Consider the following 15,582-nt stretch of genomic DNA (forward strand, 5'->3'; position numbering starts at 1 on the left):
ATGTTTAATGCATTAATTCAAAATCTTCCATCAGCCCGTAATCCACCATCTGGTATTCTTTTCCGGGTATCGGTTTGTCTACGTTTTTCCAATGCCAGGGAGATGCCAAGCCGGGAGCCGGATTCCGGTAATGCGGGCCTAACAGGTTCTTCAAACTGCCGATCACATGTACATCGATCGTGTTGCCACCCTCTTTCAGGTAGGATGTTACATCCAGTTGCCAGGGGTCGAAGGCGATCATACCGGCTTTCTGTCCGTTGACATATACTTTTGCTACCGTCCCGTTCCATTTGTTCAGTTTGACGGCATATCTGCCTGTAAGGTCATCGAGGGTATATTCTTTGCTATAGCTCATATCCCATGAGTAGAACGGTTGCTTTTGTTCTTTCCAGCTACCCAGAGCGAACGATTCCTGTGGCGCACCGATGCTCCATCCCTCTTGTTCGGGTACGACCGAGAAGTTTCCGATGATGTAGACCGGTTCTATCTCCGCAAAAATACGCATCGGGTTGATGCTGAGTTCTACCGTATTGCTACCTTTTTTCACCTGTCCGCCTATCGGATAAACGCCGAAAGAACGGTCCAGCCACCATTCATCTGGAAGAACGTTCACGAGATTTCCGTTGATTTTTACGGTAAATAGTTCGGGGCGTTCGGAAACCAGTTTGATACCGGAATAGTCGAAAGCGTCGTTTACCGTAAAATGATAGGAGGCCGTGAAGCCGCCATCCTTAAAGTGGTCGCGGTCGAGGATATTCCGTTTGTATTGTACGGAGGTATTCCAAGGATTGCCATTGGTGAATCCGTGCGCTTTGAAGGCGATATCGGCGGCACGGGAGAAATGTTGTTTCTTGTAAGTCTTTCCTTTAACCGTAACATCGCAAAAGTCAATTGTCAGAGCATTATCGCGTAAACGGCTGACGGTGGTCCGGCTTGTTGCCGTAACCGGGCTGCTTGCTACTTTTTCAGGACGTTCCGGATAGTTTTTCGGGTTCTTGTCAGAACAGTAAAGCAAGAGGCTTCCTGCCGGTTCGATCCGGAAAGATGTACTTAGTTTGTCTCCTTCTTTTGAAGACGGATACGTATAGATTTCTCCGTTCAGGGCATCCATTTCCAGTATGGCTTTTCCCTGCGTCGAAAGGGTGCCGTCAACAACTTCATCCATAGAAGAGTTGACAAGGAAAACCAATTCTCCGTCTGCAAACCGGCGACGGTGGTGATACAGGTTACCACTGTTGAAAGTAATCCTGAAGTTATCGGAAGAGAAATACCGGGCGATTACATCTTTGGACAGTTCCGGGAGTGATGTGACGGTTGCACCGGTCAACAGTCCGGCCAGTTCGTCATTGACGGCTCCGTCTATCCGGGTGGGAGCGGAGAAGGTTATGATCTGTCCACCTTGTTCTACAAATTGTTGCAAGAGGTTGAAGGTAGGCTTGTTTAAGGTCTCCATCATGGGAGGCAGAACGACAGTCGAGTAGGAGGCATTGCCGACGATGAAACGCCCGTTTTCTACCTTTCCGAGGTCTTTGATGATGTTTTCGGAACCGAGGTCATATTCTACCTGGTTCTTTTCCAAAGTCGTTACAAAAGTTTGGAAATCGCTTCCTATCTCCATGAGTTTCGGGGAACTTCCTGTATGGACGTAATAGCTCCATAAAGTCGAGTTGGGTTCCAGAACCAAAATATCGTTTTTCTGGATGCCTTTGCTCATAATAAATGAAAGGCGTCCGTAATAGTCATTCAGTTCGCGGTAGTCGGGCCACCAGGGAGAATGGTAGGTGAATACCGGCGGATAGTCGTATTTGCGTGCTCCCGTCAGTGTCATATGGGCTAAATGTTGGTTCATGAAGTTGACCCCGAGTACATATTCCCAATCGCCCAGCCGCTTGAAGTCTTTGAAAGTTTCATCCCAACCGCCGCCTCCATAAGTTTCGCTGAGGGTACGGCTGCGGCCTGTCTGGTTGGCGGCACTGCGCAATTCTTTTACTGCGCGGATATTGCCGAACTGTGCTTGCGGGCTGGTTTCGTCGAACTGGTTGAACAGCATGTCGATAGCGGGTACCTGATGCCAGGCGTACATTGCCATATTGTCCGGGCCGTCGTTCATTTGCGGCCAACCGTGTTCCCAATAGTGTCCGGTCCATTTCAGGTTGTTCGTCTCGCAGTAGTGGTGCCAGGGTTTGGACCAGCGGTCGACAAACATTTGCAACAGGGTTTCCATATAATTATGGCGTACCTGTTTCCAATTGCCCGTCTCTTCGTTCAGGAGGGGAAGGAGTGGTTTTAGATCGTATCCCCACTGCTTTTGAAAGACTTCGAACAGATCCGGAGTCCAACGTAGGCCACCCGGACTACTGATGTTCGGTTCGTCGGTGAAGATACCGAAAACAGACTTCCCGAACTCGTCCTGTATGCTCTTCTCGTAACCTTTCATTGTGAGGTCGATGAACTTCTCGGTTACGCCGGGAACAAGCAGATCGACATATGAGTAGCCACCGTACCAGTCCGACTTGCCTAAGTAGGTCTTTTTGTAGAGGTAATATTCTCCTTTTGCTTTTTTATGCTGGCTCAGGGCGTTCGTGATATCCGCCCATTTGTCCCCTTCTTTTTTGAGGATGATGAAATATTCGTCTGTCTTGTCAGGCAGAAGATCTGTTTTTGTCAACGCAAGTCCTTGTCCCTGGTTGTAGGATTCGGGCATCTCTTCGGGAACATGTCCTCCGGCAAAGCCGCTGGGATAGGAGTTTTCATCGTAGATCCAGATGTCCAGTCCCATCTCTTTTCCTTTATCGACGGCATAGCGGTAGAGGGAATACCATTCGTCCGACATATATTCCGTGATCATGCCCGGACGGGGATGGATAAACGCTCCTCCGCACCCGGCATCTTTAAAGTCTTTCAGCATGCGGTCTATTTCAGCTTCTGTAACTTTTCCGTTCCAAACCATAAAGGGAGCTGTACGGTACTCGGATGAAGGATTGGAGAATTGGGCTTCCAGAGTGGAAAAACTATCTGTCGTTTCCGCTTTGTTGCCACTGCAACCGGCCGTTCCGAGAGACAGGATACCTCCCGCTACGGCATACATAAAGTTTCTGATAATGTGTCGTGTATTCATGGTGCTAATAGTAAAAAGACCTCTACTGCAAAAGTAAAGGTCTTTTTGTTAATTATGATAATTAATAACCGGGATTTTGTTTGAGTTGCTCATTTAATTGCAGCTCGTTGTAAGGTATCGGATAAAGCAAATATTCCGGTTTTATCTGATAGGTACGTTCAGGGAGTTCCGTATCAATCGTTTTGATATATTTTCCGTACGCGGTCATTACTTCAAGAGCTTTTCCTGTTCTCAACAAATCATACCAGCGATGGTTCTCAAATGCGAGTTCGTGACGTCGCTCATTGGCAACCACCTCGGCATTGATTGTTGTGACAGCTGGTAAACCTGCACGTGCACGTACCTGATTGACATAAGGTGCTGCGTCTCCCGCACGTCCTTGTTCCACCAGACATTCGGCTAACAATAACAGACAGTCCGCATAACGGTAAACAGGCCAGTTGTCGTCTGTATTTTCTATCTTGGAGTGCGCGTGACGGTATTTATTGATAAACGGATAATTTACAGGGTAATCATTGATCTTGGGATCGCCGATTTTTAGTACATCGGCTACGACTAAAGCGTTTGCCGCATCCAGTGTACCGACCGCAACCGCAATAGACGGGTCGACGCGGAGATCTCCCGGCTCGTAAGAAGCGATCATTTCCGGTGTCGGGACATTCCAGCCCCCTGTCAGCAGCGTACTGCAATCGGGAACACCTGTAATAATTTCCGCATTCGTTGTTTTGGGGATAAAGTAGTACAGCCAATCACTTTGCTGCCCTTGATCTCCCATTTGATATTGGATTTCGAAGATCGATTCTTTTCCGTTCTTTTTGGATGTGTCGTATATATCGGCATAATCGGGAAGTAATTCATATCCCATATTCATGACATCTTTCAACTGCGCTTCCGCTGTCGCATAATCCCGGTCCGGCTTTGTCATTAATACATAAGCGTAAAGCATTTTGGCTGCTCCTTTGGTTGCCGCACCGTTTTGCGGGAATTTGACTGTCGGAAGTTTCTCGATGGCGTCTTTCACATCGTCGATGATGGCCGTATATACATCGTTAACGGACGAACGGGGTAAGAATGCGTTGTCTGCTCCCGTCACTTCTTCCAGATGCAAAGGGATGTCTCCGTAGCATTGCACCAATTGGAAATACATGAAGGCACGGATGAATTTAGCCTCCCCGATCGTTTTATTTTTGAAATCATCGGGAAAAGTTGTCCCTTCAATGCGGTTCAGAATGGTGTTGGCTCTTGAAATGCCCGTATAACATGCATAATACATTTCATTTGTCCATTGGTTCTGGTCGTCTACAACAAAATCCGCAATGTTTTCGCGATATAGGATGTGTAGACCGCGGTCCGCTTTATAGCGGGTGTAATGCGTATTGTCGGAACGCATTTCTCCCATCAGATATCCTTGTCTTGCCGATACTCCCCGTAAAGCGGAATAGGCTCCGTTCACTGCTTGCGTGAATTGCTCCTGGGTTTTAAAGAATGTCGCATCATTCGGATAATATTGAGGCGTCAGATTCAGGAAATCTTCCGAACAAGAAGCCAAAGTCAATAATGCAACAACTAAACTAAATATCTTTTTCATGATCTTTCGTTTTAAATTTATAATTTGTTTTCCTGTCAGAATGAGATGTTGCATCCGATACTGAATGTTCTTGGAACCGGGTAAGTCGTACGGTCTACCCCTAAACCGTTCCATCCCATATCTTCATTCATGGCTATTTCCGGATTCATACCTGGGTATTTGGTGAATGTTGCCAATTGCTGGGCTGTTACATATACCCGGAGTTTGGAAAGGTACTGGCTCGGTTTGATCGGAATCGTGTAGCCCAGAGTGATATTCTTTATGGTCAAATAGGAAGCATCATATACCCAACTGCTATTATTGAAGCGGAATAATTCCGTTGTACCGGCTTTTGTTCTCGGAACTTGTCCGTCACCCGGATTTTCCGGAGAGCGCCAACGGTTGGCAACTTTCTTCAATACATTGAAACAACCGTCGATATTCAGAGTGTGCTCGTAGTTTGAATTTATGATGTCGCCGCCTACCTGTCCGCTGATCAGGATACTCAGGTCGAAGTTCTTCCAGGAAAATTCATTTGTCATACCATAAATGAAATCCGGATTCGGGTCACCGATTTTTACACGGTCATTGTTGTCGATTATACCGTCAGGAACACCGTTAGGACCGCTGACATCTTTCATGCGGACCGTTCCGATCTCGGATGAGGCGTGCTTTGGCTGGGAGTTAAACTCTTCTTCGGTCATATATACGCCGTCAAATACATATCCCATGAATATACCGATAGGTTCTCCTACAGCTAAACGGTTGAAATCTTCCTGATTGGAATATCCGCCTTTCGGGGTATTGTTTGTTCCCATTTTGGTTATTTCATTCCGGTTGAAGGCTATATTCAAATTGGTAGTCCATTTGAAATCGCCGACGAGGTTACGGGATTGCAAAGTGATTTCATGTCCCCATGCTTTGTAATCACCGATATTGGAATAAATGTTGGAAAAGCCGGAAGCTCTCGGAATATCGACCTGATACAAAAGTCCGTCGACTTTCTTATTATAATAGTCATACATCAAATAGATACGATCGTTTAAGAAACCGATATCGACACCTAAGTCCAGTTGCTTTGTTTCTTCCCAAGTAAGGGCATTGTTCCCTAAATTACCCAATCCTTTTCCCGGAGCTAAAGAACCACCCAGGACATAGTTGTAAGTGTTGACTCCCGCTATATACCGGTAATTACCGATGTTGTAGTTACCGGTTAATCCATAGCTGGCTCTTATTTTCAGGTAATTCATAACATCGGTTACCGGTTCCATGAAAGCCTCGTCGGATACAATCCATCCGGCGGATACGGAAGGAAAGTTCGCATATTTATTGCCTGTTCCGAAACGTGAGCACCCATCCCGGCGGAATGTTGCCTGCAGTAAGTAGCGATCTTTGAAACTGTAGTTTGCACGTGCAATGACGGAGGCCAGTGTCCATTGCTCGATGTTGTTGTCACCGTTTTTGGTGGCACCAGCACCCATCCAGGCGATATCATCACTTGGAAAGTCGGTTGCTGTCAGTTGGTTATATTCGTTGGAATATTTTTGTGCGCTGTAACCGACCAGTGCATCGATGTTGTGGTCTCCGAATTTGTGGTTATACATCAACATATTTTCGATGGTCCAGCTATAATGGAAGTTGGTGTTGTATTGTCCGCTTGCTTTCTGAGGGGGAGCAGTGAACATCGCTCCGCCGGATGTCGAAGGTGTAAAATCCCTGTAATTCTTGGCTCCTAAATCGAGGCCTGCCTGGAATTTATATTTGATGCCGTTCCATATATCCAGTTCTGCAAAAGCATTGCTTAATAAAGCCAAATCCTGTGTTTTACTTGTTTTTTCATGTAAAACACGTATCCAGTTTGGCTGTGGGAACATACCCGGAGAGTTTAAAGAAAGAATAGGTTCTCCGTTCTCATCGTAAGGATTTACAGTCGGGTCAGCCAAGAATGCAGCACTTAATATCTGCCAGCCTCCGTCTGTATTTTGATTGTTTTTGATTTGTAAGGTGGGAGCTATGTTCAGTCCTAATTTTAAGCGGTCGTTAACCTGATAATCGTTGTTTGCACGTAAAGAATAACGTTCGAAGTTAGAATTGTACATGACGCCATCCTGGCGGAAGTAACCTAATACGATAGCCGTGTTGAACTTGTCTTTATTGGCTGTCACACTGATACTGTAATTCTGCGTGGCGGCATTGCGTGTCAGCAAGTCATACCAGTTGGTTCCGGCACCGTATTGGGATGGGTTTTGATATTGTTCCGGAACTCCTCCGGTATATCCTTCATATCTGGCTGCATCTTCGTAGTATTCTTTTTTGTATTGGGCAAATTCTTCCCCGTTCATAACATCCGGAGTTTTTAATCCCTTTAAAGTCTGGACACCGAACGAAGCGTTTACGTCTACCTGGGTTTTGCCTTGTTTCCCCCTTTTCGTTGTGATCAGTACGACGCCATTGGCGGCACGTGATCCATACAGGGAAGTGGCAGCGGCATCTTTCAGGATGGAAAAAGTTTCGATTTCATCCGGGTTGATACTGCTTAGATCCATATTGACAGGGATCCCATCGACTACGAATAAGGGTGAACTGCCGCCATTGATAGAAGCTGCACCACGGATACGGAATCCCATGCCTTTACCCGGTTGTCCTGTAGACTGGTTGATTTGTACACCAGCTACCTGCCCTTGTAGTTTTTGAGCAAATTGCCCTACGGGGAAACTTTCTAATTCTCCTGCATCTATCTTTGAAACAGATCCGGTCAGATCCCTTTTTTTCTGCGTACCGTAGCTAACGACGACAAGTTCGTCCAGCTGGTTTACAGTCTCTTTCAGAACGACATTTAATGTTTTCTGGTTGGAGACAGGGATTGTTTTGGTCTCATATCCGATGAAACTGATGGTGAGTATTTGATTGGGGCTAACATCTATGGAAAAATTACCGTCCATGTCCGTAATGGTACCGATAGTGGTCCCTTTGACGGAAATGTTTGCACCTGGGATAGGTTCTCCTTTTGCGTCGATCACCCGTCCGGACAGTTTACCGTTCGTTTGTTCTATGCCACTGATGGATTCTGTGTTTGCATGAGCTTTTGAAATCACATATCCGGGGCTTAAAAATACTGATAATAGTACAGCTTTTGACAATAGATTGCTGCATATCGATTTGATCATAATATTAAAATTTAATTTAACAGTTGAAATACTCTAATTTTCTCTACTAAAATTTTTTAGGTGTGTTCTTTACTTCTCTCCATAGGCAAATGATTTAAAATTACAATTGAATTCGTTCTGGTAGAACTATGTACTATACGGTACGGATAGTTGTAAAAAAGTAGGTTCGGTTGTCGGTTTTGGCTTATCTGTAGAGGTTATTGGAGTCTTCTGGAAGGGAAAAAGGAGAATATCTTTTTTGAAAGAATATCAATTTGGCTAATTTTAATATCATTTTTGAAAACATCCGGTCGTTTTATATACCTAATTTTGTCACGGTAGCGAACAACAGACAAGAATAGCCTTAGTTCTACCAGAACTAAGGTATTCGCAAAAGCATACTTATCTTTTTCGGGCTAACAATCCTTTTTCAGTTTTAGTTGTAACTGATCGTTACCTCTTTTTTATCGTTTTGGGAAAAACTTGTTGCCACATCCTGTATATCCTGCAAAGTGAACTTGCCTGTTATCCGGATGACCACATAGTCCGAATCCGTGTCGGCCAGCATGATCATTTCGTTGATCAGGTCGCCGTTCTGGACGATGTAGAAAGAGGCACGCGTGTCGTTGTCCTTGACCCGCATCAGTTCTTCATGCGATTGGCCGATGAGGCTGCTGAATTCTTTTCGCATCTGCTCCCGTACCTCCCGCTTGTCGGAAGTGACGATCTGGAGGTTGTTTATTTTCCCTTTCAGGTTCATCAGGTTGAGACCGCCGCTTTCTACGTTAGGGATCATGTCAAACATTTTCTTGGAGATGAAGACGGATGTCACGTTATCCATGTCGGCATATTTTTCGAACAGTTTGTCCTGGGCGAAACACAGGCTGGTGCAGCAAAGAAACAGGATCAGGAATATATTCTTGGATTTCATAAGATTAATCGTTTAAATGTTTGTTTAAAATGTTGTTTACTTTATCTATCTCCTGCCCGGCATTGTTTACCTGGCTGATGCCTTTGTTGAGGTTGTGCGACAGCAGGAGCAAAGCCTTTTCGGCGGCGACGGCGGCATCTTCCGGATTGGTGTAAGTGTCGCGCCGGTCTGGAGTATGGGACGATACATCGTACTGGAAAAAGCCGATACACAGCAGGATGGAGGCGGCGACTCCGCTTAACCAGTATAAAGTCCGTCTACGGGCCAATGAACGATTCTTCTTTTCTTCCGTGGCGGCCCAGGCGTCGATCCGCTCTTCCAGCCTGCGGGAAAGTCCTTCGGGTAAAGCCTGCTCCTCCTGGAGGGCTTTATTGATCAGTTCGTCTATTTTTTTATCGTTCATATTCGTATGTATAATATTTTTCAAATTGTTCCCGGATTATTTTTCGTGCCCGGGAAAGTAGCACCCGTATGTTGACGGCACTCAGGCCGGTGATCTGTTCTATCTCATCCATCGAGCAGTCTTCAATCCCTTTCAACCGGAGGACTTGCCGTTGATTTTCCGGCAGGCGGTCGATCAGGTGGCGGACTTGCTCCACTTTGTCTTGCATTTCCAGTTCTTTGTCCGGAGAAGCATCTGTCGAGAGGCTGACGGCTTCGGTGACATCCTCGTCATGCCTGCCCGCACGGGGAGAACGAAGGAAATCGAGGCAAAGGTTTTTGACCAGCGTCACGCAGAAGGCTTCCGGATTCCGGACATCGGCCAGTTCATTCCGCCGGCTCCACAGCTTATAGTAGGCATCTTGCAGGATATCTTCGGCATCGGCTTTATTTTCGACCAAAGCGTAAGCGATCCGGAAGAGCTTGGGATGAAGGGGAAGGAACAGCCTTTTAAAGCTCTCAACATCCATCTTTGTGGTCGTTTACTACTTTTTCGATATCGGACGGTTTGATTTTCCCTTTGATACGGATCAGGGCATCGTCGCCTCCGTCGGTTGTCAGGATCACCAGTTCGCGGATGATATCTTCGTCAATGCGTACCATTACTTTCGTACGGCTGCCCTCCTCGTTGGAGTTGACCATTGTTTCAAAATTCGGATCTTTCAGTTTTTTGATGGCAGCGCGGAGATCGTCTTTGACGGTACTGCCGCATTCCTCGAAAGAAAGGACTTCGATGCTGTTCACGCCCATCGTCTCGGTGAACAGGCTGCTTATTTTCATCAGGAACGGGCCGACTGTTACGCGGGTTACGTTTTTTTGCTTGGCAAAGTCGTTGAACAGTTTGTCCATGCTCTGGCTGTATCCTGCCTGGCAGGATAGAATGAGGATCAGGATTGCAATGTATTTTTTCATCTTTCTTGTGTATTAACCGTTATTTAATTCCGTTAGTTCCGCTCTTTCAATGCGCGCTATTGAAGAGCGTTCATTTAGTAGACGGGAACGGAAAAGAAGTTGTTACAAAGAAAGGGAAAAAAATTATTTTTTTTCTTTGTTCTCTGCTATTTCGACAAAGTAAACGCTGGAACAGATGAGCAATATGGCTATCAGTTGCGTCCAGCTGAAACGGTCCTGTCCCAATGTGAGCGATACGATGGTGGCGACAATCAGAATGAGATAGCCATAGAGGGCTACCAAAGTCGTACTCAGGTATTTCAGGCCGATAGGGATGAGCAAATAGCTGACGACGGTCGGGAAGATCAGGACGAACATCAGGATAAGGAAAGGCGTCCAATGCAAAGGCAATTCCAGCACTCTGGCATCGAAACCGGTTATCGCCGACACGATAAGGGCTGAAAAAGCCGCTCCTGTAAACGTATATCGCAGCATGGTCATCACCCCGACCTTACTCAATATCCGGTTGCTGATAATCAGGTAGGCGGCGTACGCGAACGAGCTCATCAGGCAAAGCATATTCCCGGTAAAAGCGTCGGCTGCCAGATCGTCGCTCTTTTGCGTCAGGATGCAAAGCAGGGCGCCTCCCAGCCCGATCAGTATCCCGATAACCTTCATCTTCGTTATCTTCTCTTTGAAAAAGATTACGGCAAGAATGAATACCCAGATCGGTTCGAGGCTGGTGAAGATGGAGCTGGAGACCGGAGTTGTCTTACTCAGCCCGATCAGGTAGAAGAACATAAAACCATAGATGCCCAGTGCCCCTAACAGGAAAAGAGATATCTTTTCCTTCCGTGTAGAAGTTTCCGGTTTCGTAAACATCCCGATAATCCAGAAAGCGACTGCCGCGAAAGTGCATCGTAGCGTAACTCCCGAAAGCGGCGTCATCCAGAGTGGCAGCAGATATTTCAGGGCATTCATATTCAGACCGCTGAAGGTCTTGGATATTACCATGCTGACGTTTGCTTCTGTAATTTTATTCTTCATGCTTGATGCGGTTTGATATTATGCGGATTTAAAATTGTCGTTAAATAAGAAAGAATCCTGTTTGACATATGCCCACGCGGCGGTTATCAGCGCGATCACCATATTGAAGATGAAAGCGAATTGCTGGGTCTCGATATGGAAGAGGTCTTTAAAGACATTGATGATAAACGGGCAAAGCAGGATTGCCAGGTAATTCATCGCCATCACGAAAGCCAGCGCGAGCGTCACTTTGGACGGGATCGCCGTACGGGTCGTCTTGTCGTAAGCGACAGGTTGTATGACGCCGTAGCCGAAGCCGGCAAAGATACAACCCAGCCCGATCAGCCATTCCGTCCGGGAGACCAGGATGAGCGCCATCCCGATCGCAATGGAAAGCATGCAGGCGAACTTGGTCTTTTTCCCGAAATAGGAGACGATCTGGTTAAGTATGAACCCCGGTGCCATGATCGCTAAGAAAAAAAGCGAGATCATGATGCCCGAATTCCCGCTGGTGAAATGATACTCCTTCATCAGGAACGGCAGGTTGAAGCTGATAATGATCACCAGATAAGTGGCCAGCCCGTAGAACGCCATAATCTGCATCAGATGCCGTATCTGTATGCCGAATTTGCCGAAGCTGCTGGCGGTTGTACCCTCCGTCGGTTTGGATTGGGCCTGTGGAGCCGCCGGCTTTGCGGTTGCATGTGTACTTGTATTGGGATAGGGCGAAATATTCTTTTTCAGATAAAACGAAAGAACGATCGAGATCAGGGGAAACAGATAGACGACGAACGGCAGGTGCCAGTTTACTTCCGCCAGATAACCGGTCAGAATCGTTGCCAATACTAAGGTCACATTCGTGATCGCGGAACTAAGGCCGAACTGCTTCGTCCGGTATGCACCCGTGAAAAAGCGGGAGATCAAGCCAGTGGAAAGTGGTACGATCAACCCCGAACCGATTCCTAAAAGCGCACTGACGGCAATCAGTTGCCACATTTTTGTGGAAAGCAAATACAGAATCCCGCTCAATGAGAAGATCACCAGGCCGACTTGCAGCAGGAGGATATTATTGATCTTTTCCGTCAACTTGCCCGACAGGATGATAAAAGGAATGATCAAAAGGGAAGGAAGTGACGAAAGCATCTGTATGTCCAATTCCGTGGAGTGGGGGAAGATCGCAGAAAGTTTTCCTAAGATAGGGGAGACGGCCAGGCCGGGCAATGCATTCAGTGCCGATATCGACCATATACCTATTAATGTAATAAGGGGAATCGTCCCCTGTCCGGTCTGTATTCGCATAATCGTTTCGTTAAATCATTATTTATTGTATTGAAACAATCTCGAATTGCGAATGTTCATTATTTTAATAAACCCCAAATATAGTATGTTTAACCAAAAACACAGAACAATTGTGGATAGTAGCTGTTTTTGCCTTACAATCGACCGAATGGAGTCGATAACGCCATTAATAATTAAAAACAAAAAAGACATGGAAGATTCTAATTTCAGAAAAGGTGATGCCAAGACAGCGATCTTTGGCTCGGAAAAAATGTTACAAGCCTCTCCTGTAGACAAAATCCCAGATGGTCCTACCACTCCGGAAATAGCGTATCAAATGGTTAAAGACGAAACGTTTGCACAGACACAGCCGCGTCTGAACCTGGCGACATTCGTGACGACTTATATGGATGACTATGCAACCAAACTGATGAACGAGGCAATCAACATCAACTACATCGATGAGACGGAATATCCGCGTATTGCCGTTATGAACGCCAAATGTATCAACATCGTAGCGAATTTGTGGAATACCCCCGAACAGGCAAAATGGAAAGCCGGTGCATTGGCTATCGGTTCGTCCGAAGCATGTATGTTGGGCGGGGTGGCTGCCTGGCTACGCTGGCGTAAGAAAAGATTGGCCGCCGGTAAGCCTGCAGACAAACCGAACTTCGTAATCTCTACCGGATTTCAGGTTGTATGGGAAAAATTCGCCCAACTTTGGCAGATCGAAATGCGCCAGGTGCCTTTGACACTGGACAAGACTACGCTCGATCCCGAAGAAGCATTGAAGATGTGTGATGAAAATACGATCTGTATCGTGCCGATCCAGGGGGTTACATGGACAGGTCTGAACGATGATGTAGAGGCTTTGGACAAAGCTCTCGACGCCTACAATGCAAAGACTGGTTACGATATTCCTATTCATGTGGATGCTGCTTCCGGCGGCTTTATCCTTCCGTTCCTGAAACCGGAATTGAAGTGGGACTTCCGTTTGAAATGGGTTCTTTCCATCAGTACGTCCGGACATAAGTTCGGTCTGGTTTATCCGGGTCTGGGCTGGGTTGTCTGGAAAGACAAATCTTATCTGCCTGATTCCATGTCGTTCAGTGTGAACTATCTGGGTGCCAACATTACACAGGTCGGTTTGAACTTCTCCCGTCCTGCCGCACAGATTCTCGGACAATACTACCAGTTCATCCGTCTCGGTTTCGAAGGATATAAAGCAGTCCAGGAAAACAGCATGGCGGTTACCCAGTACCTGCATGACCAGATCGGCAAGATGGCTCCGTTCGTAAACTATAGCAACGAAGTCGTGAACCCGCTGTTCATCTGGTATCTGAAACCGGATTATGCGCAAAAGGCGAAATGGACACTGTACGACCTGCAGGATAAACTGAAACAAAGCGGTTGGATGGTTCCCGCCTATACATTGCCAAACAACCTTGAAAACTATGTCGTGATGCGTATCGTTGCCCGTCAGGGATTCAGCCGCGACATGGCGGACCAGTTGCTGAACGATATCACGGGAGCCGTTGCGGAACTTGAAAAACTCGAATATCCGACTCCTACGCGTATTGCGCAGGATAAGAACCAGGAAGTGAAAGGTTCCGTATTTACTCACACGGGCATGCCTCATAAGAAGTAATCCTGTTGACTATATATATTCAAGAGCGAGGAAGTTGCAGCTCTGTTGCGACAACCTCCTCTTTCACTATCAATCTTTAATTACAGTTGTTTATGAATAAAACAATTTCCGTTTCACAAATAAAGGAAGCAGCACAGGAAGCCTTTGAGCAATTTAAGGATAATACGGGTGGCAAGAATGCCGATTATATCCCTTATCTGGCTAATATCGACAAGAACCTGTTCGGTATCAGTATCTGCCTGTTGGACGGCAAGATCATTACGCTGGGTGATTCTTCCTACCGTTTCGGGATCGAATCTGTTTCGAAAGTGCACACGGCTATCCTGGCACTTCGTCAATACGGAGCCGAAAAAGTACTGAAGATGATCGGTGCCGACGCTACCGGCCTTCCTTTCAACTCCATCATGGCGATCTTGTTGGAGAATGACCATCCTTCCACTCCGCTGGTAAACGCCGGGGCGATCACGGCTTGCAGCATGGTGCAGCCGGTCGGTGATTCCGACAAGAAGTGGGAGGCTATCGTTTCCAATATCACCGACCTTTGCGGAAGCGCCCCGCAGTTGATCGACGAACTGTATAAGTCCGAGACGGCAACCAACTTCAACAACCGTTCCATCGCCTGGTTGCTGAAGAACTACAACCGTATCTATGACGATCCGGATATGTCGCTCGACCTGTACACCCGCCAGTGTTCATTGGGGATCACAGCCGAACAGCTTTCCATCGCTGCAGCTACCGTTGCCAACGACGGTGTGAACCCGGTTACGAAGAAGTCTGTTTTCGACGCTTCTCTGTCGCCGAAAATCACTTCCTTAGTGGCTACGGTCGGTTTCTACGAACGTACGGGAGACTGGTTGTACACTTCCGGTATTCCTGCCAAGACAGGGGTAGGCGGCGGCGTCATGGGTATCATGCCCGGACACTTCGGCATCTCTGCCTTTGCTCCTCCTTTGGACAGCTCCGGCAACTCCGTAAAAGCACAGCTGGCAATAAAATACATAATGAATAAACTGGGCATCTCCATCTTTGGCAGTACCCGGTTTACAATCACCGATTAAAACGGTTTATTCTTTTAGTTGACGAGCCTTCACGCCCCTGTGTAAACAGGGAGACGGGAGGCTCGTTTTTTGTGTCTATCCGATGCAACGGAATGGAGAGATCGTGCATCAATTTTTTAGAGGATGTTTTGTGAATTATTACATTTTGTAATTGCATTATCCGTACATTTGTTGCAATCAGTAATTAATCAAAATACAGGTTTACAGAAAGGAATGATTGCCTGCCGGAAATGTTTGCCACGTACATGCGAACCTTGTGTTAACTTATGTTCGTCTTCTTGCCAAAAGAATATATTAATTTAGGATGTTAACTTTTAAAACAAATCAGAGAATATGAAAACAAGAGAAACAAGAAAAAATAATCAATGGCTATTGCCTTTTGATAATCCTAAATTTGTATTCCTTTATCATGTCGGATGTGTTTCAGAAAAACAAGAGGGGGAAAATGGAAGAGCCGTGGTGTAAAAAGAGTAATTTC

At 46.4% G+C, this 15,582-nt stretch carries 12 protein-coding genes; 3 read left to right on the forward strand and 9 right to left on the reverse strand.

Annotated features, from left to right (window positions below; all coding sequences use genetic code 11):
- Positions 1-4 precede the first annotated feature (4 nt).
- The 9 genes from RDN79_RS15490 to RDN79_RS15530 all read right to left on the reverse strand — a co-directional run bounded on the left by RDN79_RS15490 (position 5) and on the right by RDN79_RS15530 (position 12,419).
- Complete coding sequence (locus tag RDN79_RS15490) at positions 5-3,118, reverse strand: glycosyl hydrolase (protein ID WP_298552062.1); 3,114 nt, start codon at positions 3,116-3,118, stop codon at positions 5-7.
- A 61-nt stretch (positions 3,119-3,179) separates the two neighbouring features.
- Entirely contained in the window at positions 3,180-4,706 is a 1,527-nt protein-coding gene (locus RDN79_RS15495) for a RagB/SusD family nutrient uptake outer membrane protein (protein ID WP_298552060.1), read from the reverse strand.
- Between the two features lie 35 nt (positions 4,707-4,741).
- The gene (locus RDN79_RS15500; protein WP_374044521.1) at positions 4,742-7,852 is read right to left on the reverse strand and encodes a SusC/RagA family TonB-linked outer membrane protein; all 3,111 of its coding nucleotides are present in this window, start codon (positions 7,850-7,852) and stop codon (positions 4,742-4,744) included.
- A 415-nt stretch (positions 7,853-8,267) separates the two neighbouring features.
- Complete coding sequence (locus tag RDN79_RS15505; RefSeq protein WP_298552056.1) at positions 8,268-8,762, reverse strand: DUF4252 domain-containing protein; 495 nt, start codon at positions 8,760-8,762, stop codon at positions 8,268-8,270.
- 4 nt (positions 8,763-8,766) lie between these two features.
- Positions 8,767-9,165 (reverse strand): hypothetical protein, encoded by a 399-nt coding sequence (locus tag RDN79_RS15510; protein WP_298552055.1) that lies wholly within the window; start codon positions 9,163-9,165, stop codon positions 8,767-8,769.
- The gene (locus RDN79_RS15515; protein WP_298552054.1) at positions 9,155-9,673 is read right to left on the reverse strand and encodes an RNA polymerase sigma factor; all 519 of its coding nucleotides are present in this window, start codon (positions 9,671-9,673) and stop codon (positions 9,155-9,157) included. The genes RDN79_RS15510 and RDN79_RS15515 overlap by 11 nt, the downstream gene beginning before the upstream one ends.
- Positions 9,663-10,115 carry a DUF4252 domain-containing protein gene (locus RDN79_RS15520; protein ID WP_298552053.1) on the reverse strand — a complete coding sequence of 151 codons (453 nt, stop codon included), beginning with the start codon at positions 10,113-10,115 and terminating at the stop codon, positions 9,663-9,665. The genes RDN79_RS15515 and RDN79_RS15520 overlap by 11 nt, the downstream gene beginning before the upstream one ends.
- Positions 10,116-10,238: 123 nt before the next feature.
- Positions 10,239-11,141, reverse strand: a complete 903-nt coding sequence (locus tag RDN79_RS15525; protein ID WP_298552052.1) for a DMT family transporter — start codon at positions 11,139-11,141, stop codon at positions 10,239-10,241.
- Positions 11,142-11,159: 18 nt separating this feature from the next.
- Positions 11,160-12,419: an MFS transporter gene (locus RDN79_RS15530; protein WP_298552050.1), complete on the reverse strand. Its 1,260-nt coding sequence runs from the start codon at positions 12,417-12,419 to the stop codon at positions 11,160-11,162.
- A gap of 190 nt (positions 12,420-12,609) precedes the next feature.
- Between RDN79_RS15530 and RDN79_RS15535 the strand changes: the two genes are divergently transcribed.
- The 3 genes from RDN79_RS15535 (at position 12,610) to RDN79_RS15545 (ending at position 15,569) form a co-directional block, all read left to right on the forward strand.
- Complete coding sequence (locus RDN79_RS15535) at positions 12,610-14,046, forward strand: glutamate decarboxylase (protein WP_298552048.1); 1,437 nt, start codon at positions 12,610-12,612, stop codon at positions 14,044-14,046.
- A 92-nt stretch (positions 14,047-14,138) separates the two neighbouring features.
- Positions 14,139-15,104, forward strand: coding sequence for a glutaminase A (glsA, locus tag RDN79_RS15540; protein ID WP_298552045.1), 966 nt, complete (start codon positions 14,139-14,141; stop codon positions 15,102-15,104).
- 333 nt (positions 15,105-15,437) lie between these two features.
- Positions 15,438-15,569 (forward strand): hypothetical protein, encoded by a 132-nt coding sequence (locus tag RDN79_RS15545; protein ID WP_298552043.1) that lies wholly within the window; start codon positions 15,438-15,440, stop codon positions 15,567-15,569.
- Positions 15,570-15,582 lie beyond the last annotated feature (13 nt).

Origin of the sequence: uncultured Parabacteroides sp. (assembly GCF_902493135.1) — a bacterium.
GTDB lineage: Bacteria > Bacteroidota > Bacteroidia > Bacteroidales > Tannerellaceae > Parabacteroides.